At 61.5% G+C, this 21,469-nt stretch carries 14 protein-coding genes and 2 pseudogenes; 7 read left to right on the forward strand and 9 right to left on the reverse strand.

What is annotated here, in order from left to right:
• Window positions 1–129 precede the first annotated feature (129 nt).
• The 5 genes from A3M7_RS0114780 to A3M7_RS44170 all read left to right on the forward strand — a co-directional run bounded on the left by A3M7_RS0114780 (window position 130) and on the right by A3M7_RS44170 (window position 10,196).
• Window positions 130–624, forward strand: coding sequence for a DUF302 domain-containing protein (locus A3M7_RS0114780; protein ID WP_027544629.1), 495 nt, complete (start codon window positions 130–132; stop codon window positions 622–624).
• An 11-nt stretch (window positions 625–635) separates the two neighbouring features.
• Entirely contained in the window at window positions 636–1,997 is a 1,362-nt protein-coding gene (locus tag A3M7_RS0114785) for an NAD(P)/FAD-dependent oxidoreductase (RefSeq protein WP_027544630.1), read from the forward strand.
• Between the two features lie 112 nt (window positions 1,998–2,109).
• Complete coding sequence (locus tag A3M7_RS0114790; protein ID WP_027544631.1) at window positions 2,110–2,592, forward strand: cupin; 483 nt, start codon at window positions 2,110–2,112, stop codon at window positions 2,590–2,592.
• A gap of 113 nt (window positions 2,593–2,705) precedes the next feature.
• Window positions 2,706–3,920, forward strand: a complete 1,215-nt coding sequence (locus A3M7_RS0114795) for an MFS transporter (protein WP_027544632.1) — start codon at window positions 2,706–2,708, stop codon at window positions 3,918–3,920.
• A gap of 729 nt (window positions 3,921–4,649) precedes the next feature.
• Window positions 4,650–10,196, forward strand: a complete 5,547-nt coding sequence (locus A3M7_RS44170) for an ATP-binding sensor histidine kinase (RefSeq protein ID WP_245284247.1) — start codon at window positions 4,650–4,652, stop codon at window positions 10,194–10,196.
• Window positions 10,197–10,406: 210 nt separating this feature from the next.
• Here A3M7_RS44170 and A3M7_RS0114810 read toward each other — a convergent pair whose 3' ends face one another.
• The 8 genes and pseudogenes from A3M7_RS0114810 to A3M7_RS44175 all read right to left on the reverse strand — a co-directional run bounded on the left by A3M7_RS0114810 (window position 10,407) and on the right by A3M7_RS44175 (window position 19,024).
• On the reverse strand, window positions 10,407–11,951 hold the full coding sequence (locus A3M7_RS0114810; protein ID WP_027544633.1) for an alpha-N-arabinofuranosidase: 1,545 nt from the start codon (window positions 11,949–11,951) through the stop codon (window positions 10,407–10,409).
• Window positions 11,948–12,820, reverse strand: coding sequence for an ABC transporter ATP-binding protein (locus A3M7_RS0114815; RefSeq protein WP_027544634.1), 873 nt, complete (start codon window positions 12,818–12,820; stop codon window positions 11,948–11,950). The genes A3M7_RS0114810 and A3M7_RS0114815 overlap by 4 nt, the downstream gene beginning before the upstream one ends.
• Window positions 12,817–13,848: an ABC transporter ATP-binding protein gene (locus tag A3M7_RS0114820; RefSeq protein WP_049823412.1), complete on the reverse strand. Its 1,032-nt coding sequence runs from the start codon at window positions 13,846–13,848 to the stop codon at window positions 12,817–12,819. The genes A3M7_RS0114815 and A3M7_RS0114820 overlap by 4 nt, the downstream gene beginning before the upstream one ends.
• On the reverse strand, window positions 13,848–14,711 hold the full coding sequence (locus A3M7_RS0114825; protein WP_027544636.1) for an ABC transporter permease: 864 nt from the start codon (window positions 14,709–14,711) through the stop codon (window positions 13,848–13,850). The genes A3M7_RS0114820 and A3M7_RS0114825 overlap by 1 nt, the downstream gene beginning before the upstream one ends.
• Window positions 14,711–15,715, reverse strand: a complete 1,005-nt coding sequence (locus tag A3M7_RS0114830) for an ABC transporter permease (protein WP_027544637.1) — start codon at window positions 15,713–15,715, stop codon at window positions 14,711–14,713. The genes A3M7_RS0114825 and A3M7_RS0114830 overlap by 1 nt, the downstream gene beginning before the upstream one ends.
• Before the next feature lie 74 nt (window positions 15,716–15,789).
• On the reverse strand, window positions 15,790–17,688 hold the full coding sequence (locus A3M7_RS0114835) for an ABC transporter substrate-binding protein (protein WP_027544638.1): 1,899 nt from the start codon (window positions 17,686–17,688) through the stop codon (window positions 15,790–15,792).
• 334 nt (window positions 17,689–18,022) lie between these two features.
• Window positions 18,023–18,710: pseudogene (locus A3M7_RS51245) on the reverse strand (NAD(P)/FAD-dependent oxidoreductase).
• A 41-nt stretch (window positions 18,711–18,751) separates the two neighbouring features.
• Window positions 18,752–19,024, reverse strand: a complete 273-nt coding sequence (locus tag A3M7_RS44175; RefSeq protein ID WP_049823414.1) for a hypothetical protein — start codon at window positions 19,022–19,024, stop codon at window positions 18,752–18,754.
• 52 nt (window positions 19,025–19,076) lie between these two features.
• On the opposite strand from A3M7_RS44175, the pseudogene A3M7_RS46535 reads away from it, so the two are divergent.
• Together A3M7_RS46535 and A3M7_RS50470 are read left to right on the forward strand one after the other, a co-directional pair.
• Window positions 19,077–19,574 (forward strand): annotated as a pseudogene (locus A3M7_RS46535) (TRAP transporter substrate-binding protein); the annotation flags it as partial.
• A gap of 444 nt (window positions 19,575–20,018) precedes the next feature.
• A complete protein-coding gene (locus A3M7_RS50470) occupies window positions 20,019–20,222 on the forward strand; it encodes a hypothetical protein (RefSeq protein WP_027544640.1) in 204 nt (67 codons plus the stop codon).
• A 272-nt stretch (window positions 20,223–20,494) separates the two neighbouring features.
• Here the strand turns inward: A3M7_RS50470 and galE are convergent.
• Window positions 20,495–21,469, reverse strand: a 975-nt coding sequence (gene galE / locus A3M7_RS0114855; protein ID WP_027544641.1) for a UDP-glucose 4-epimerase GalE, incomplete at its 5' end; no start/stop codon positions are given.

Consider the following 21,469-nt stretch of genomic DNA (forward strand, 5'->3'; position numbering starts at 1 on the left):
TCGATAGCTGTCGCCTATCGCAGCCCGATAGCACGGGGCTATCGCGTCGAGAGCAAGTTCGTATTTCACCTCTTTGAGTGCGGCGTTCATCCTGAGCGTAGTCCAAGCTGCAACCGTCAGGAGCCGGTCATGAACCGCCAAATCGCCTTGCGTCTCTCCCGTTTCGCCACCCCGCTGGTACTGTTGTTCCTCCTGTCATCGGCGGCCGCCCCGGCGGCCCGGGCCGACAGCGATGACGGCGTCGTTCGCGTGAAAAGCGCCGTGCCGATGCCGGAGGCGATCAGCCGCATCAAGGCCGATATCGCCGCCAAGGGCATCAAGTTCTTCCTCGAGGTCGACCAATCGAAACTTGCCGCCGATGCCGGCATCAAGCTGCGTCCCTCGACCCTCCTCATCTTCGGCAATCCACCGCTGGGTACGCAGTTCATCACCGCCAATCCCAATGCCGGGCTCGACTGGCCGGTGCGCCTGTTGCTGACGCAGGACGACAATGGCGACGTCTGGGCGGTGTGGACCGACTTCGACTGGATCGCCAGGCGCCACAACATCACGAACCGCGAAGCCCAGTTCAAGATGGCGACGACGGTCGTCAAGTCCATTACGTCAACCATCACCACCAAATAGCGGCGGCTACGATGGCGCGCGAGAGATTTGACGTGGTGATCCTGGGCGGCGGCAATGCCGGGATCGGCGTGACCGGCCCGGTGCGGCGGGCCGGCCAGTCCGTCGCAATGATCGAAGCATCCGATCTCGGCGGCACCTGCCCCAACCGCGGCTGCACGCCGAAAAAACTGCTGGTCGCCGCAGGCCAGGCGCTGCACGACATCGAGCGGGCCGCGGTGCACCACATCGCGGTCGGCAGGCCGCGGCTCGATTGGGCCGCACTGATCGACCGAGAGAAGGACATGATCAAGGACATTCCCACCAATCTCGCCCGCGCCATGGCGCGCCGCGAGGTCGAGGTGATCAAGGGTTTTGGTACCTTCGTCGCGCCCAACACCATCCGCGTCGGCAACCGTCTGCTAGAAGGCCGTCACATCGTGATCGCAACGGGATCAAAGCCGCGGCCTCTGCCGATTCCCGGTGCCGAGCACATGATCACCTCGGACGACATGCTGCGCGACCGGGAGCTGCCTGCCTCGGTGATCTTCGTGGGCGGCGGCGTGATTTCGCTGGAATTCGGTCACGTCTATGCGCGGGCCGGCGCCGCCGTGACCATTCTCGAAGCTCTCCCGCAACTTTTGCCCGCCATGGACACCGACGCGGTCGCCCGATTGCAAGCGGAGAGCGAGCGCATCGGAATCAAGATCAACACCGGTGTCAGCGTCCAGCGCATCGAGCCCGCAGGCAAACGGTTTCGCGTGATCTTCACTTATGCCGGCGTCGAACAGGCCGCGACGGCCGATCGCGTCGTCAACGGAGCCGGCCGTGTGGCTAATATCGACAGTCTCGATCTCGCCGCAGGTGGTGTCGCGCATGCCAATGACCGTGTCGCGGTCGATCAGTACCTGCGCTCGACATCCAATCCCCGGGTCTATGTCTGCGGTGACGCCGTCCCGATCTCACTGCAACTGTCGCCGATCGCGACCTATGAAGGCGACATCGTCGGACGCAACATCGTCGCCGGGCCGAAATACATACCCGACTATGCGGGCATGGCGACATCGGTTTACACCGTGCCGGCACTGGCCGCCGTGGGCGCCACCGAAACCACGGCACGGCAGACCGGTGCCACCATCGACGTTCATGTCAACGACATGCGCGACTGGTTCTCGGCTCGCTCTTATGCCGAAACAGTTGCCTGGTCGAAGGTGATCGTGGATCGCGCTTCGGACTACATTCTCGGCGTACATTTCGTCGGCCACGGCAGCCAGGAGCTGATCAACATTTTCGGGCTCGCGATCAAGTTCGGCATCACGGCCAGCCAGCTCCGGGACAGCGTCTACGCCTATCCGACGTTTTCGGCCGACATCAAGCACATGCTCGGACGCGCATAGCGGCACGCTATCGTCTCAAGAGCGAGACAGCATTTCATCAGGCACGCCATTTCGACGATGCTGATGCCATAGCCGGTGACCGGAGGTCACGGCCAACAGAGGAGACACATAGATGACCACGACCACCAAACTCTTGCGCGCGATCGGGCCGGCCCTCGCTCTGGCCGGCGCCGTCACACTCATCGCGCAACCCGCATCTGCCGGCGAATGCCCGGCCGACAAGACGAAGCCGAATGCCCGGCAGATGGTCGATTACAAGCCGGTTGGCGTCACCGACGTCACGCTCGGCGCGATCAACCTCGAGAAGCAACCGGCCAATATCAAGGATCGCGAGCTGCGCTTCCGCAAGTTGATCATCGAGCCCGGCGGCATCGTGCCCTGGCACAGCCATGACGACCGTCCGGCTCTGATCTTCGTGCAGCAGGGCGAGATCGTCGAGTACGCCTCCAACTGCGTCGATCCCATCGTGCACAAGGCCGGCGATATCAGGCCCGAGGTCTTCGGTACCTCGCACTGGTGGAAGAACCTCGGCAAGGAGACCGTCATTCTCTACGTCGGCGACGTCCGCAAGGATCCGCACGACCACAACATGTAAACGAAAGCATCAGCCCCCCAGCTCTCGTTGCCGGATGTGACGCCCGGGATCCCGCATGCTGCCCCGCATGCCGGGCGTCACATTTTTTTCCCCTCGTCAGGAGACCTCGTGTCATGACCGATCTGTCTGCGCGCATGAAGCCGATGGACATGGCAATGCACGGGCGTTCGCCGGGCGTTGCATTCCGCTCGCTCATCATCGGATTGACTGCATTCCTGACGGTGGTCGATCTCTTCGCGACCCAGGCGATCCTGCCGTCGCTGACACGCCATTATGGCGTGACACCGGCCGCCATGGGCTTCGCCGTCAATGCCAGCACGTTTGGCATGGCGGTTGCCGGTCTCGTCGTCGGCTTCTTCAGCCCGCATATCGACCGGCGGCTCGGAATATTGCTCAGTCTCACCCTGCTTGCGATTCCCACCAGCCTGCTGGCGGTGGCACCCAATCTTGCCGTCTTCACGGCCTTGCGTATCGCGCAAGGCCTATGCATGGCCTCGGCATTCGCGCTGACGCTTGCCTATCTCGGCGAGCAATGCAGCGCGATGGACGCCGGCGGCGCTTTTGCCGCCTACATCACCGGCAACGTCGCCAGCAATCTGATCGGCCGGCTGATATCGGCCGCGGTTGCCGACAGTCTTGGACTGTCCTGGAATTTCTATTTCTTTGCCGCGCTCAATCTCACCGGCGCGGTGCTGGTCTATTTCACGATCAACCGGGTGCAGCCGATGCATGCGATGACGGCGGCCGAATCCCCGCTTGCCGCCATGTTCGCTCATTGGCGCAATCCGGCGTTGCGCGCAGCCTTCGGGATCGGCTTCTGCATTCTGTTTGCTTTCATCGGCACCTTCACTTTCGTGAACTTCGTATTGGTCCGGCCGCCGTTGTCGCTTGGAATGATGGACCTCGGTTTCGTCTATTTCGTTTTCTTACCTTCTGTCATTACGACCCTGCTCGCCGGTAAGGTCGCCATACGCATCGGGACACGACCAACAATCTGGTGCGCCCTCGCCGTTGCTGCTCTCGGCTTGCCTCTGATGCTACGCCCGCACTTGACCGAAGTGCTGATCGGGATGGTCTTGGTCGGCGCCGGTACGTTCTTCGCACAGGCGGCGGCAACAGCCTTTGTCGCACAAGCCGCGACCGAAAATCGTGGGGTTGCAAGCGGCACCTATCTCGCTTGCTATTTCCTTGGAGGTCTAGCAGGAACAATGGTCCTTGGGCCGCTTTTCGACCATTCGGGTTGGGCCGCCTGCGTAACCGGCGTTGCGCTCTCACTCGGTTGTGCCGGTATTATGACCTCTAAACTAAAGATTTGTTGGTCGGCTTAGACGGGCACCGCGGCTAACAGATGGCCGCTAGTGGTCGTTCGGCGACAAGTATCGGCCGAAGTCTACTTTCGCGCCGTCGCTCGCCGACTTCCCAATCACCCGGGTATCTGATCGTCGTTCACAGCCAGCCATCAAGGTGGTTTGCGGTACTCGAAAGGCTTGCTTACGTTATCGTTGCTGAGATTTTCTTTGATCTCCCGGTGCACACGTCATGCACACGCCACCTCTTAACCAGTTGAAAACCCTGAACTCTCGCTCCAATCCATCATGGGGAAGTTTGAGCTAGCCACGGCCAAGAAGATCGAGGCCGATGAAGAGTGGTCCACTTTGCGCCGAGAGCTGCCCTAGCTGCCGCGTCCGATCGCCGTCTGTGTGGTACGGATCTCGTTCAAGTGGTCGCTCGCAACTATCGTAGCCGCCGCCACATAGACCCATGCACTCCTCAAAGTTGCCATGATGCGTGGAAACAGACCTCTGCTGCATGCCAACATACGGCAATCCGTCCGCCGCTCGCATGGGCTTCGCATGATTGCGCGAGGGCGGAAAGTTGACGAGATTGAGGTAAATGATAGGATTTGAACCGCCCGGTTCAGCCATCGAACCAGGCGCCGGAATAAAGGCGGGGTTCGGCCCCATCGTGTCACTTGTTGTACGAGCGTCCTACCCCTCATACCTCGCACGTGCAGAAACGAAGGTTCGGTAGGCATCGGAGCGGCTCTGTAGAGGATAATGCGGCGCACCGGGCGAGCCCTATTCGGCTCGGCCGCGGCATGGTTTACCGGCATGAACCTTTCATCGTTTATGGGCGCTGGCTGGGCCCAAGGTCCGCAGGTTCTGTGCGACGAGGAAGGGATTCTCCTGTGCCGAACCTGCCGCGAAAGCATCGACAGTGAGCGACAGGTTGTGTTGGCCGTCGTTCCGGCGGCGGAACATCCAACGCAGCACAGCCTTGATCGGCTCTCGCACGAATTTGCGCTGAAGGATGAGCTGGACAGTGCCTGGGCGGCGAAGCCGCTGGAGCTTGTGCAAGATCGCAGCCGCACCATTCTTGTCCTCGAAGATCTCGGTGGCGAGCCGCTCACCTGGCTGATGGACGCTCCCATGGAGATGGGGAGCTTCCTGCGCCTGGCGATCCAGATTGCCGCGGCCCTGAGCAAAGTCCACCAGCGCGGTCTGGTGCACAAGGATATCAAACCAGCAAATATCCTGGTGAACCGCAGCAACGGCAGCGTACACCTCACCGGCTTCGGCATCGCGTCGCGCCGTCTACGCGAACGGCAGTCCCCGGCCACGCCCGAGTCGATCGCCGGCACATTCGCTTACATGTCGCCCGAGCAGACCGGACGCATGAACCGCTCGATCGACTCCCGAAGTGACCTGTACTCACTCGGCGTCACGCTTTACCAGATGGTCACCGGCTCGCTTCCATTCACCGCGTCCGATTCGATGGAGTGGGTGCACTGCCACGTCGCAAGAGAGCCGGAGCCGCCGATCAAGCGATCCGGGAACATCCCTGCTGCGGTTTCCAGGCTCATCATGAAGCTGCTCGCCAAGATGGCCGAGGAGCGCTATCAGACTGCAGCCGGCGCTGAGAAGGATCTGCAGCACTGCCTTGCGGAGTGGGAGCTTCGACGGCACATCGACGACTTCCCGCTGGGCCAGCACGATACGCCCGACCGGCTGCTCGTTCCCGAGAAGTTGTACGGAAGAACGCACGAAGGCGCGATGTTGCTCGCCTCGTTCGAGCGCATCGTCAAGAGCGGCACGCCCGAGCTGGCGCTGGTCTCGGGATATTCCGGGATCGGAAAATCCTCTGTTGTCAACGAGCTCCATAAAGTGCTGGTGCCCTCGCGTGGGCTGTTTGCATCGGGCAAGTTCGACCAGCACAAGCGCGACGTCCCTTACGCGGCGCTCACCAAGGCGTTCCAGACCCTCGTCCGGCCCCTCCTGGGCAAGAGCGAGACCGAGCTGGGCGAGTGGCGCCATGATCTCCTGAGCGCGCTCGGTCCAAACGGACAGCTCGTCGTGGACCTGATCCCGGACCTGAGGGCCATCATCGGCGAACAACCGGCTGTTCCCGAGCTGCCGCTCCAGCACGCCCAAAGCCGCTTTCACCGCGTGTTCGAGCAATTCATCGGCCTCTTTGCCCGATCCGAACATCCGCTGGTGCTGTTTCTCGATGATCTGCAATGGCTCGATATGGCGACGTTCGAGCTACTCGAGGAACTGCTGACCCGGTCGAATCTGAAGCACTTGATGCTGATCGGCGCCTATCGGGATAATGAGGTGGATTCCGCTCATCCCGTGATGCGCATGCGCGAGGCCATCAGGGCACGGGGTGGACGGGTCGTGGAGATCACGCTCGCGCCGCTCGGCCGCCGGCATCTCGGCCAGTTGCTTGAGGACGCACTTCACTGCGAACGCCAGCACGCCGCACCGCTAGTGCAGCTCGTGCATGAGAAAACCGGTGGCAACCCGTTCTTTGCCATCCAGTTCATGTTTTCGTTGGTCGAGGAAGGACTGCTTGCGTTCGACCATGATGCACCGCACTGGTCCTGGGATCTCGATCGGATCCACGCCAAGCGATACACCGACAACGTCATCGACCTCATGCTGGGAAAGCTCACCCGGCTTCCCGTCGCGACGCGCACGGCCTTGCAGCAGATGGCCTGTCTTGGGAATATCGCCGAGGTCGCGGTGCTTTCGATCGTCCTCAGCACGTCAGATGAGCAGGTCCACGCAGACCTGTGGCCTGCCGTCCTCCACGAATTCGTGGAGCCTCAGGCCGACGCCTATCGGTTCGTCCACGACCGCTTCCAGGAGGCGGCCTACGCATTGATTCCGGAGGAAGAACGGGCTGCGGCCCATCTGCGCATTGGCCGACTGTTCGCGGCCCGAACCCCATCGGGAGCAATCGAGGAAAATGTCTTCGAGATCGTGAGCCAACTCAACCGCGGCGCAGCCTTGATCACCGCGGGCGAGGAGCGCGTGAAGCTGGCGGAGCTGAACCTGTTGGCCGGCCGGCGCGCCAAGGCGGCGCCCGCCTTTGCCATGGCGCTCGCTCACTTCACCGCCGGTGAGGCCATGCTCCCGGAGGATCGCTGGGAGCAGCATTACGCGCTTAGCTTTGCCCTGGCGCTACAGCGGGCCGAATGCGAGTTCGTCGCTGGTGAGCAGGCAGCGGCGAAAATGCGCCTTGCCGAGCTGGCGAGCCGCGCAGCCGCTCTGCCCGATCTCGCGGCTGTCACGCGGCTCCGCATGGAGCCCAGCGATCGCGACGTCGAAATTGCCCTCGACTATTTGCGGCGCGTCGGCATCGCCTGGTCCGCGCATCCCACATCGGAGGAGGTCGGGCGGGAATTCGAGCGGATGTGGCGACAGATCGGTGAGCGTCCGATCGAGGCCCTTCTCGACCTGCCCCAGATGGCCGATCCGGTCGCGCGCGGAACGATGGACGTTCTCACGGTCCTGGTCTCACCCGCCTGGTTCATCGACGAGCGCTTGCGCCGTCTCATCATCGGACGCATGGCCAATCTGAGCACGGAATACGGCAACTCCGACGCCTCCTGCCTCGCTTACATCGTGCTCGGCACCGTGCTTGGCCCTGACTTTGGCGACTATGCTGCAGGCTACCGCTTCGCCCAGCTCGGCCTCGACCTCGTCGAACGACCGGGGCTGGATCGGTTCAAGGCTCGCGTCTATCTTGGCTTTGGCAGCTGGACGCGACATGTGAGGACGGGCCGCCCGTGGCTCCGGCGCGCCTTCGACGCCGCGCAGCAGGTCGGCGACATCAACTACGCCAGCTTTACCCGTCACCATCTCTTGACACATCTTCTCGCCTGCGGAGATCCACTCGCCGACGTGCAGCGGGAGGCCGAGGCCGGGCTCGATTTCGCACGCCGGGCGTGCGTTGAGCTGGCGGCGGATCGAATTGCCGGACAGCTCCAGCTGATCCGGACACTGCGTGGACTCACCACGAAATTCGGCTGCTTTGATGATGCCGAGTTCAACGAGCTTCAGTTTGAACGTCGGCTCGAGGCGGAGCCACATCTGGAGCAGGCCGGATTCTGGTACTGGGTGCGCAAGCTTCAGGCTCTGGTCCTCACCGACGACCCCGCTGCGATCGCGGCGGTGGCGCAGGGCGGTCGGCTCCTGTGGACCTCGAAAGCCCTCTTCGACCGGGTCGAGTTTCACTTCTATGCTGCGCTGGCACAGGCTGCATTCGGCGAGGCCTCAGCGGCAAGCGAACGAGCCCTGCATCTCGACGACCTGGCTACCCACCATCGCCAGCTTCAGCAATGGGCCGAGATCTGCCCGGAGGATTTTGCTGACCGTGCCACTCTCATCTCGGCGGAGATTGCGCGCATCGAAGGTCGCGAACTCGATGCGATGCGCTTCTATGACCGCGCGATCGCCTCGGCGCGCGCTAGCGGATTTGTTCAGAATGAAGCAATCGCGAACGAACTTGCCGGACGCTTCTACGCAATGCGCGGGATCGAGAAGATCGCCTATGCCTATCTACGCGATGCTCACTACGGATTTCTCCGCTGGGGAGCTGACGCCAAAGTAAGACAACTCGAACGCCTCTATCCTCACCTCCACGTTGCAGAGGACCGCAGGTCCGCGGGGAGCCTGACCGCCGGGCAAATGGACGTCACCGCCGTGGTGAAGGCGTCACAGGCCGTCTCCAGTGAAATCGAGCTGCCGAAGCTCATCGGAACACTGATGAAGATCGCGCTGCAGAACGCAGGCGCCGATCGCGGCTTGCTGATCCTGTCGCGGCATGCCGACTTCTGGATCGAGGCGGAGGGCCAATCCAAAGGCGACGAGTTTGCGGTTGTGATGCACCGGACACCCCTCTCCGCACCCGATTGCCCGGAGCCATTGCTGCGCTACGTCATTCGCTCGCAAAAGCCTCTCATCGTCGATGATACGACGCAGCCTGATCCGCTTTACGGCGAAGAGTACGTCCATCGACGGCATCCCAGATCGATCCTCTGCCTGCCGCTCATGAAGCAGGCCAAGCTCACCGGGTTGCTCTATCTGGAGAACACACTGACGACGCACGCCTTCACGCCCGATCGTGTTGCGGTGCTTGACCTGCTGGCCGCTCAGGCAGCGATTTCTCTGGAGAACACTCTCCTCTACCGCGATCTTCAGGAGCGCGAGGCCCGCATCCGGCGTCTCGTCGATTCCAACATCATCGGAATACTGTTCTGGGACGGCAGCGGCGATATCAGCTACGCAAACGATGCCTTCCTGGACATGACCGGATATTCCAGGCAGGAACTGGTTTCGGGCGCGATCCGCTGGAAGGACATGACCCCGGCGGAATACCGGAACGAGGATACGCAGCGGATCGAACATCTCCGGTTGTGGGGGCAGATCGCGCCGCACGAGAAGGAGTTCTTCAGAAAGGACGGAAGCCGCGTTCCTGTTCTCATCGGCTCCGCCTCGCTGGCGGGATCCGATGACGAATGCGTCTCCTTCGTCCTTGACCTGACAGAACGCAAGCGGGCGGAAGCCGAAGCGCGCGAGAGCGAGCGGCGCTATCAGGGAATGCAGCTTGAGTTGGCGCACGCGAACCGGGTCGCCACTATGGGTCAGCTTACCTCTTCCATCGCCCATGAGGTCAACCAACCCATCTGCGCTATTGCCATCAACGCGGGTGCGGCGCTGAACTGGCTGGCTCGGAAGGCGCCTGATATCGAGAACGCGCGGTTATCAATACGTCAAATCGCCGACGACGCGCATCGCAGCGGTGAAGTGATTGGTCGGATTCGTGAACTCTTCCAAAAAGCGCCGCCGCGAAAGGGGCGTGTGGATCTCAACGAGGTGATACGGGAAGTGCTCGTTCTAACCCATAGCGAAGCGCTGAAAACCGGCACTTCGGTGAGGATAGAACTTGCGGAGACTTTGTCGCCGATCGAGGGGGACCGCGTGCAGTTGCAGCAGGTTTTTCTCAACCTGATTGTCAACGCAATGCAGGCTATGGCCACCATCGAAGGGACAAGAGACGTGCTCATCACCACCGCCGCGACCGACGCAAACATCGTGTTGGTCCGAGTCGCTGATTCCGGGCCAGGCCTCGATCCACAGACGCTCGGGCATGTTTTCGATCCTTATTACACCACCAAGCCTGACGGCTTGGGCATGGGACTTGCGATCTGCCGTTCAATCATTGAGGCCCACAACGGACGCCTGTGGGCGAGCGACAACCAAGCCCGCGGGGCCGTGTTTCAGTTCACGTTGCCAACTCAGCAGGGGGCGGCCTGAGGTGGGTTTCGTGGCACAGCAGCACGGTCGAAAGTGAATTCATGGGCATCTACCCGGCCTAAGCGTCGATGTCATTCTCATCCTTAGCCCTCGCCTCCGCTCCGACTGTCATGAGCTTGGCGGGTCCCTCTCGGTTCCGATTTGCTGTCGAAGTTGGGGCGTTTCCGCAATCTAAGGGCAGCAGGTCTGTAAACTAGGATCTGCTGTCTGTCAGTGCACCGACAAATGAATCACGTTCCATGACGCCGGGCTTAGATGCACTCGTAGCAGGCCACCTTCGATGGTCCCCTCCTGCAGCGGCGTCGGCTTCACCCGCTCCGGCGCGTCCTTCGTGTTTGTCGCCTGGAGATCGTCGTGGCGCAATTCAATCGCCTGGGAAACAGCGAAACGGCCAAAACCGCGTGCCTCGACATCGACCTGCATATCCCGCTTCAGGTCTCGGTTAAGTAAAAAAATCGAAAGACCGCCGCCCTCTCCTGCAACTGCGGCGACCTTCAAATAAGGCACGTTGGACACCGGGAAGGTTAGCTCCTGCACACCTCGAGGATCATAGTAGGACGAATCGTAACTGTCCGACTCAACCTGCGTGCGCAGGACCTTGCCGCGGCCGAAGCGGCTCATATGCGCGAAAGGAAAGAAGATGGTCTGGCGCCACGCGCCCCCGCCCGTCTCGGTCATGATCGGCGCGATGACGTTGACGAGTTGCGCAAGGCAAGCGACCTTTACCCGATCGGCATGATTGAGCAAGGAAATGCAGGCGCCGCCGAAGGCGAGCGCATCTTCCATCGTATAGATTTCCTCGAGGATCGGCGGTGCCACCGGCCAGCCTTCCTTCACCCGGTCGGCCCGGCTGCGGCGCGTGCGATACCAGACGTTCCATTCGTCGAAGCTCAGCATGAGACGCTTGTTGGAACGCCGCTTGGCCGCAACCGCATCAGCCAAGGCGACGACCTCCTCGATGAAGCTGTCCATCAGGTCGGGACTTGCGAGAAACGATGCTGTGTCCTGCCTGTAATTGTTGAGATAGGTATGGAGCGAAATGTAGTCGACATGATCGAAGGTGTGCTCGAGGACCGTATCTTCCCACTGGCCGAAGGTTGGCATGTTGCGCCCCGACGAACCGCACGCAGCAAGCTCGATGGTCGGATCCACCCAGCGCATCATCTTGGCCGCTTCGCTGGCGACCGCACCGTAGGCGGCGGCGCTCTTGTGCTCCATCTGCCAAGGTCCGTCCATCTCGTTGCCGAGGCACCACAGCTTGATGTCATGCGGCTTGTCCCAGCCGTGCTTGCGGCGCAGCTCCGACCAGGCCGTTCCGCCCGGATGGTTGCAGTATTCGACCAGGCTGCGCGCCGCATCGCCGCCGCGGGTGCCGAGATTGACCGCCATCATCGGCTCGACGGCGGCGGCCTTGCACCAGTCGATGAATTCGTTGCTGCCGAAGCTGTTTGGCTCCGTGCTGAACCAGGCAAGGTCCAGGCGCGCCGGCCTCGCCTCCAGCGGCCCGACGCCGTCCTCCCAATTGTATCCCGACACGAAATTGCCACCGGGGTATCTAATGAGCGTCGGGCCAAGCTCCTTCACCAGCGCCAGCACATCCTTGCGAAAGCCCTTCTCATCCGCGGCCGGATGGCCGGGCTCGTAGATGCCGCCATAGACGCACCGGCCCAAATGCTCGATGAACGCACCGAACAGGCGAGGATCGGTGTGACCGATGGCGAAGTCGCGGTCGATCAGAACTCTTGCTTTCCTCATGTTCTTCTCTCGGGTGCCTCGGGGCTGGTGAGATCGTTCATGCTGAGAGATACGTCAGCCGCGACATCGGCGACCTCAGGTAATAGCACGGCTTCGCGCAATTGGCGCGTATAGGGGTGCTGCGGCGCCTTCAGCACCGTTCTCGCATCGCCGCTTTCGACGACGCGGCCCTTCTGCATGATCATGATGCGGTCGCTGATGTAGTAGGCCGTAGCCAGATCATGCGTGACATAGATGATCGATATCCCAAGATCGTCCCGCAGTGTCTTGAACAGATTGACGACAGATATGCGCAGCGACGCATCGATCATGGACACCGGCTCATCCGCGACAATCAGTTTCGGCTCGGCCAGAAGCGCTCGGGCGATTGCGACCCTTTGAAGCTGTCCGCCGGACAGCTCGTGCGGGTATCGATGGCGCACCTCCTTGAGCGAGAGCCCGACTTTGTGCAGCGCGTCATCAACGGTCGTTTCGGCTGCCCCCTCGCCGGCCACACCGGAAAACCGGCGCCGCGTCATGAACAGATATCGATCGAGCCGCTTCAGCGGGTTGAACGACTCAAAGGGATTCTGAAAGATCGGCTGCACCTTGTGCATGAAGGCCATACGACCGGCGCTGTTTCGAATGGCAGCAAGGTCGATGCCATCGAGCACCAGTTTGCCGCTGGTCGGCGTTTCAATGTTCAGGATCATCCGTGCCAGCGTCGTCTTGCCGCTCCCGGATTCCCCGATGATCGCCAAGATCGCTGGTCGTCGGGCAGCAAGCTGGAAGCTCACCTCGTTCACCGCAGCGATCTTCTGCCTCGACCATAGCCCTCCCCGGACGAAGGTCTTGCTGACCTCGGAGATGTCGAGGAGCAGATCGTTCATGCGCGGCTGCCTTGGTTGACGGCGAAGCAGGCAACGCGATGCCCGGTGTCGGCCTCCAGCATGGCAGGGACCTGGAGCTTGCAAATCTCGGTTGCGAGCGGGCAGCGCGGATGGAATCGGCATCCGGGCGGGGGATCGGCGAGATTGGGCGGGGCGCCGCCAAGTCCCTCGCGGGGAGCATCGTCGCCGATGCGCGGAAGGCTGGAAATGAGATGCCTGGTGTAAGGGTGAAGCGGATTCCGGAAGATCTCCGCGGTTGCGGCCTCTTCCACAAGGCGCCCGGCATACATGATGGCGAGGCGGTCGGTGATGTGCGCATGCACGCCCATGTCATGCGTGACGAACAGGACTGACGAGCCGCTTTCTCGCTGAATGCCCCGGATCATGCCGAGCACCTCCTTCTGCACCACCACATCCAGTGCGGTCGTAGGCTCGTCGGCGATGATGAAATCAGGACGGCAAAGCGTTGCGAGCGCAAGCGTGGCGCGTTGACGCATGCCCCCGGAGAGCTCATGCGGGAAGGCCGCCAGCACCGATGGGTCGAGCCTGACCCGCGCCAGATGGGCGATCACCTGTTGCTCAAACTGCTTCCGGCTGCCGCCGATATGCGGGTATGCGAAATCGACGAACGCCGATCGGACACGGCGAACCGGATTCAGCACGTTCATCGATCCCTGCATGATATAAGACAGATGCCGCCAGCGAATCCGCGCCACGTCCACTGGCGGCGCGCGGTGCAATCCGCCATAGCCGGGCAGGAATGCAAACTCCACGCTGCCGCCCACGATCTCGAGCGGCGGTCTGATCGCCCCTGCGATGCTCTTGATCAGCGTGGTCTTGCCGGAACTGGATTCTCCGGCAAGCCCATAGATCTCACCACGACGAACAGCAAAACTGACGCCGTCGACCGCTTTGACGCCGCGTCTGACGCCGAAGTGGCTGGTCCGGTAATGGGCTTGCAGATCGCGAACCCGGAGAATCGGCTGGGCGCCTTGGGGCGCGGGCGCGTGCTGAGCGTTGGCGTGCATCACGAGGCCCCTTTCATGCTCCAGAGGCGGCTTCGTGGATCGATGTAGGCGTTCGCCGATACCGCGAGCAGGAAGAGCCCGATAAACGCCATGATCACCGTGATGGTCGGAAAGGCGATCCACCACCAGACTCCTGCCACCATTGCGGTGTGCTGGTTGGCCCAATAGATCATGCCCCCGATCGTCGGCGTGTTGATGTCGGTGAAACCGAGCACCGCGAGCGTCACCTCAAGTCCGATCGACCACACCATGTTGTTCATGGTGGTTGAGAATACGATCGGCATGACATAGGGCAGATGCTCCCCAGTCAGAAGCTGCCGCGTGCTCATCCCGGAAAAAAGGCTGGTCTGGGCGAATTCGCGTGCCTTCAGGCTCATGACCACCGAACGGATCAGCCGGGCGTCATAGGCCCAGCCAAAACAGGCCATGATCAGCGCAAGCATCAGCCAGGAGATGCGGTCGCGCATCATGAAATAGAACAGCACCAGGATCGGCAGCAGAGGAATGACGATGAAAGTATCGTTCACCGACATCAGGGCGCGATCGATCCACCCCCCTTTGTAGCCGCTTATGAGTCCGATCATGAGGGCAAACAGGCGGCTGATCAGGGCAACCGTGCATCCGAACAACAACGTATTTCGGATGGCGAAGCTCAGTTGCCAGAATACGTCCTGGCCACGCGAGGTGGTGCCGAACCAGTAAGTCAGCGATGGCGGCAGATCGGGCGGGACCACATACACGATCTCCGGCGGATAGGGCGAAAAGCTCGCCAGCATGGATAGCAGCAGAACGCAGGCGACCAGCACCGCGCCGATCCGGAATTCAGGACTATGACGCAGCAGGTCGCGCAGGAGGATGGCCATCAGCTGACCTTCACCCTGGGATCGAGCAGCGGATACAGAAGATCGATGGCGAGCACGCCGATCGACACGCCGAGGATCGAGATGGTGGTGACGCCGAGGACAAGCCCGTAATCTCCGGCATAGACGGCGTCGACCAGGAGCGAGCCGAGACCCGGATAGCCGAACACCTTCTCGGTGATCACGGCGCCGTTGAAGATTCCGCCCAGCGACATGGCAAGCCCCGTCACCTGCGGCACGAGTGCGTTACGCATCACGTAGGATGTCAGGATACGCCAGGATCTCACGCCGGCGAGTTCGGCATAGACGACGAAGTCCTCGGCCAGGACATTGGATACCAGCGAGCGCATGCCGAGGAACCAGCTCCCCACGCCGATCAGGATCAGCGAGAGCGCCGGCAGGATTGCGTGCTCAAGCACACTAACAACGAACTCGGATGTAAATGTCTGGGGCAGATTCATCGCCGAACCGCCGGTGATCGGAAGCACCGGCCAAAGGAAGCCGAAAACGATCAGCAGGAGCATCGCCAGAATATAATAAGGAATCGGATGGAGGCCCATGGCGATCATCCCCATCAACTTCAGACCGCGGCTCTGTCGGTAGTAGCCGGCAAGTCCGCCCAGTAGATTTCCGAGCCCCCAGGCGACAAGGGTCGAAACCGCGAGGAGTCCCGCCGTCCAGGGCAACGCCCGCCAGACCAGGGTGGCCACGGGAGTTGGAAATGCTGACATCGAGGGACCGAAATCGGCGCGCAGTATCCGCTTCCAGAACAGAAGGTATTGCTCAACGGGCGTGCCGCTGAGACCATAGAGCTCGCGCAAAGAGTTGCGCATCTGCTCGATCGCCCCCGGGGCGGTGTTGCCATAGGAGGTCACTGCCGAGATCGACTGCTCGACGGGATCAATCGGCGAAGCATGGGTGACGACATAAGCGATATTGATGCCGATGAAGACAACCAGCAGAAACTGCCCGAACCGCCGGCCCACATAGGCGAGGTATCCGCTCATGGGAGCACCAGGGATGTCCGCCAAAGTCGCTCATCCAAGCACGGCAAATGAGGTCGCTTTTGTGTCATCGCATCCTAACTGGCCGGCTTCAGCCTGACGAACATGTAGCGCGAATTGCCCCAGTTCGGCACTGGATTGGTGTAGGGATTCTCCGAGGTCGGAAAGCCGGTCCAGTAAGTCTGGTCCATTGCGGTGAATACGTTGTAAGCCATCAACGGTATGGTGGGCATCTCCTTCACGGCGAGCTTGACGTACTCCTTGCCGAGCTCGATCGACTTCGGATCATCGAAGCCGACCGTCCGGATCTCCTCGATGATCTTGTCGAGCGCGGGATTGGACCAGCGCTGCCAATTGCGGAGCGGCTGCGGTTTTCCTGGCTCGGCGACGAACTGCGAATGCCAGCTGTCCAGGAAGTAGGACAAGTCCTGGTGGCCGCCCCAGGTTTCGACGCTCCAGCCGATGAAGGTGTCGAAATCGCCGGCCGCCCGTCGCGTGGGCAGCGTCCCCTGCGCGACATCGATCTTGGCATCGATGCCCGCCTGCTTCCATAGCTGCACAATCATCGTTCCGGCGCGGGTCATCACTGGGCGCAAATCGCCTTCGACCATGACGCGGACGCCGAACGGCTTTCCGTCGGGCGTCATCCAGGTGCCGCCCCGTTTGCTGAAACCGGCCTTTTCCAGAAGCTCCTGCGCTGCCTGCGGATCGGTCTTCCACCAGCCTCTGCCGAACGCCTTGGCAATCTCCGCAGGATCGGATGGGATCTGCTCGGCCATGGACGGCCGCAGCATATCGACAATCTGCTTTCCGATCGTGGGATCGTAGGGCTTGATCCTGCGCTTGCCGGTATCGACCTCGAAGGCCTTGAGCCACTCCTCCATCGGCCCATGATATGTTGCCGGATGCGTTCCGGTCGGCGGCACCCCGATCGCCGATATCGTGGCGGCGCCGCGATAGGCCGCCATCGCCACCGCCTTGATGTCGATCAACAGCGCCAGAGCCCATCGCACATCCGGGTTCTTGAAAGTCTCATTCTGGGTATTGAAGATCACGGCTGGAAGCGTCGGGTCGGGGTGGCCATAGGGAAAACCCTTGAACCATGCCCGCGCCGCCTTGCTCTGCTTCGCCAGGGCAAACATGCCCTCCGGCGCGATATCGTGGATCACGTCGAGTTCGTGATTAAGCTGCGCGATCACCCGCTTCTCGGGCGGGCCAGGATCGACATAGGCGAGGTATTTCGGACCGGGCTTGCCGAAACGCGCCAGTGTGGTGCGCCGCCAGTCGTCCCGGAGCTGCCAAATGTACCATTTGCCTTCCGGATCGTAGCTGTGCAGCACGTAGGCGCCGAGAGAGATCGGCTTGTTGAAATCGAATTTGACGGGATCTTCGACCTTGTCGAAGACGTGCTTGGGCAAGATCCACACCGCCCCCCAGCGCACCGTAAAATTGGCGTGGAAGCGCGAATTGGGCTTCTTGAGCTTGAACACAACCGTATGGGCGTCCGGTGCATCAACGGATGCGACGTTGCTCGACAGCACCGCGCTGAAGCGCATGCCCGGATTCTTGATCTGAGTCGCCACCGTCGAGACGACATCGTCGGCGGTGAATTCGACGCCGTCGCTCCAGAAGATGCCGCTGCGGAGCTTGACCGTCATTTCGGTAAAGTCGGCGTTGTATTGCGGCTTGTCGGCAGCCAGCGAATTGTCCCAGACGCCGTCGAGGCCGCTCTCGGGATCGATGTACCAAAGCGTATCGAGCGCGACCTGCTGCAATCCGTTCGACTGCGATCCGGCATTGATCGCCCAGATGTTGAACCAGCCCGCGTTCTTGACGGTTCCTTCCGGGTTTTCCAGGATCAGCAAATCCTTTCTCGGGATGTTTTGCGGAATGCCCTGCGCATGGCTCGGCGCCAGCGCGACCAGCAGCGAGCCAAGCGCGCACGCAACCGGCAGCAATGCTCGAATGCAGCGCATCATGTCCTCCCGGCGCGGTGTCTCAACGCCGTTTTGGCTCGATGCTAGAGGCGCCAAAACCGATGAACAACAGAAATCTTATGCCACGCAGGGAACATAGGCTGCACGCCCCGCTGTGCCTGCGCACGGCTTAGGAAGATCGCCTATCGTGGGCAGCATGTGGCGACCAGTCAGACCGCCATCATAACCGCTCATGATGCGAACCGCGAGTGCTGCGCGGCTCGAGGCACAGCCCAGCCGCGAGAAATCACTCAACCAAACCGATCAGGCCGGAGTGCGCTAAGGTTCGGACCGTCATTTCGCTTTTCGATGAGGCCTGCGACAATGCGGCTCGTTACGCCGGCCAAGGTGTGCCGAGGTGTCCATGCCCAAAGGCGTGGAATAGGTTCGGATAGCGTCGGCTGGGTCCAATGACGGGCAGCGAATCGGGAAGAAAGGGGCGAAAGCCGAGCCATTGCGATTGAACGGGTCCGAGACCCGGCAAAAGCTTGCGGACGCCTCGCTCTAGAAGGGCAATTTGCTTCGGAAGCTGCGGAGAGGCCGCCAAGCTCGACCGTTCCCGCGACCCGCAAACGGCCGACCAAAGGCGTGATATAGAAACCCAGATCGACCGGACTGACTGGTCTGTTGATCGGACAGGCATCCATTGCGAACTCGATGTGGTAGCCGCGCTCCGTATCGAGGGGGATGTCATCGCCGCCTTGCTCGGCCAGAGACTGCGACCAAGCACTGGCGGCGAGGACGACCGTATGCGCTTCGATCGTGCGATCATGGCATATCATGCGGATTCGTCCTCGGTCCTGCGGCTCCAGCCGATCAACGCGGGCGCGTTCGAACGAAGCACCTTTCGCCTCGGCGGCGGCCGCCAGTCGGCGGGTCATCACGGCTGGATCGATGGTATGAGCCGCGTCGGAAAAAAGGCCGCCGGTCGCGCGTGGAAGCGCAGGCTCCAGTCTTTCGACCTCTGCGAACGTCGGCCATTCCTGTGGGACGCCGAGTTCGTTCCGCAGCCGAGCGCCCACTCACTGTCTTTTTGCGGCATTTTTCCCTGATAGATATAGAGTCAGCCCTCGTAGCGAAGAAGGTCTGAAAGTCGAGCCTGTTCGGCGAGCGCACGCCAAGCCGGCATCGCTTCCTTCAACAAGCCCGCGAGCGTGTGTCCATTGCGGCGCACGCGGGCCGGCATGGAATGCCAAACGAAACGCGAAAGCCACGGAATAAGCGTTGGCAAACCGGCCAGCCTGATGGTGAGAGGACTGTCCGGGTCGAAAAGCAGGTTTGGCAGATTCCGCAGAACATCGGGATTGCCGACCGGCGGGCAGGCGTAGGGAGCCAATGTCCCGGCATTGCCGTAAGAGGCGCCCGAACCCGCCTCGTTCGGGTCGACCGGTGATGTCTATCCAGCACTGGAAAAAGGCACGATCGACGCGGCCGAATGGGTCGGTCCCTATGATGACGAAAAGCTCGGCTTCCACAAGATCGCCAGGTACTATTACTATCCCGGCTGGTGGAAAGGCGGCGCGGCGCAGCACTTCTTCATCAATTGGGACAGGTGGGATGCCCTACCGAAGGCTTATCGATCGCTCCTCACGATCGCCTGCGGCTACGCCAACCTCGATGTTCAGGCGCGATATGACGCGCGCAATCCGCAAGCGCTCAAGCGCCTTGTGGCGAACGGGACAATGCTGCGCCCATTCAGCCAGTCGATTATGGAAGCCTGCTTGAAGGCATCGAACGAGATCAATGCCGAGACGGCCGCGTCCAACCCCGACTTCAAGAAAATCTACGATTCACAGATGGACTTCCGAAACGACGAGAATCTCTGGTGGCAACTCGCCGAATACTCATATGAAACATTCATGATCCGCACGCGCCCGAAGGGCTGAACGACCTTCATCACGGCACGACCGGAAGTATGGGAAGGCAACTGGGAGACGAATTCCGTTCGCATCACCCTTTGCGCCAAAAGTGGTCAACGCGCTTGAACAGCCGACTGAGGTCTTTGAGATCAACAACGAGCAACGCGATCCACGCGGACTATTGCGGTCGGCGTTCTGCGGACATCACCCATCACAAACGGAAGGACCGCCGACACTTGCCCTCAATGGATTTTTCTTTATCTCCCAGTGCACACGTCATGCACACGCCGACCTCTAACCAATTGAAACACTTGATGTCTCGCTCCAATCCATCATGGGCCAATTTGAGCTAGGTACAGCAAAACACCAGCAACTTGTCAGGCTTAGCTCGATTTGTACCAAGTTAGGCAACCGATCGCATGACGTCCAGTTTTGGCCGCGGACGGACCGAGTGGCGAATGAAGCCGGCACATGAAGACGTATCTCTCGGCCGGCTTGCCGTCCTCGGGACACAGCGGCGCGTCGCTGCGGCTCGCCGAGATGTTGACGATCTCCAGCGAAGTGCCGCGGTACATGTCGGCGAGATCCGACAGCGTAGTTTCGACCTTGAGCCCGCGGTCCTGCCGCACCGCGCCTGCTGCGGCCCCGCTGCGCCTCGATGACGCCGTCGGCTGAAAGCAACTCGACGGCCTGCCGGATCGTGACGCGTGACACGCCGAACTCCGCGGCCAGCTCCTCGTTGGCCGGGAAGCGAACGCCTTGGGTCCAGATGCCGTGCTTAGACTGAGCAAGACCAAGAAGCCGGCACTCAGTCTTGCTGACCCCGGGCGACAAAAAAGCGCCAATTAGCTATCTGCGACTCCATCGATAACGTGTCGCAGGTACGGTCGATCAGTATGCGCGACCGTAGGGCCTGCCTTGAGCCGGATTCTTAATGGACTAGTGCGTCACAATCGCATGAACGGATGCGCCTTCTGGTGCCAGGCCCAGGCGGTGCGGATCACCGTCGGCAGGTCGGAGTGGCGCGGCACGAAGTTCAGGACCTTGCGCGCGGCGGAGGGGTCGGCGACCAGATAGGTGGGATCGCCGGCGCGGCGCGGCTTGACGGTGTGCGGCACCTCGCGCCCGGTCTCCTGCCTGATGGCGCCCAGGATCTCGCGCACCGAAAAGCCGGAGCCGGTGCCGAGATTGAAGCTGCCGCCGGCATGTCCTTGTTCCAGCAGCTTCAGTGCCGCGAGATGCGCGGCGGCGAGGTCGGTGACATGGATGTAGTCGCGGATCGCGGTGCCGTCGGGCGTGTCGTAGTCGTCGCCGAACACAGCGAAATCGACATGGCCCTGGAGCGCCATCATGGCGCGCGGAATGAGATGGGTCTCGTTGTCGCGCAGTTCGCCGATGCCGCCGGCCGGATCGGCGCCGCTGGCGTTGAAATAGCGCAGGCAGAACGCGCCGAAGCCATAGGCCGCGCGATAATCGGCGAGCATTCGCTCGATCATCCATTTCGACGCGCCATAGGGATTGATCGGCGCGCAGGGGAAGTCTTCCGGCAGCTCCTTGGAATCGGCATTGCCGTAGACGGCGCCGGTCGAGGAGAACACGATGCGATGGCAATCTGCGTTGCGCATTGCCTGGAGCAGCGACAGCGTGCCCTGCAAATTGTTGATGTAGTACTTCTGCGGGTCGGTCATGGATTCGCCGACGAGGCTCGCCGCCGCGAAATGCATCACCGCCGTGATCTTGTNATCGGCGAAGGCGCGCGCCAGCGCTGCGCCGTCGAGAAGGTCGCCGGTCACCAGGGGGCCGGCAACGAAGCTGCGATGACCTGTCGAGAGATTGTCATAAACGACGGGCTGATAGCCGGCGGCGGCCAGGGCGCGGCAGGCATGCGAGCCAATATAGCCCGCGCCCCCTGTGACGAGGAC

Source organism: Bradyrhizobium sp. WSM2254, assembly GCF_000472645.1.
Taxonomy (GTDB): Bacteria; Pseudomonadota; Alphaproteobacteria; order Rhizobiales; family Xanthobacteraceae; genus Bradyrhizobium; species Bradyrhizobium niftali.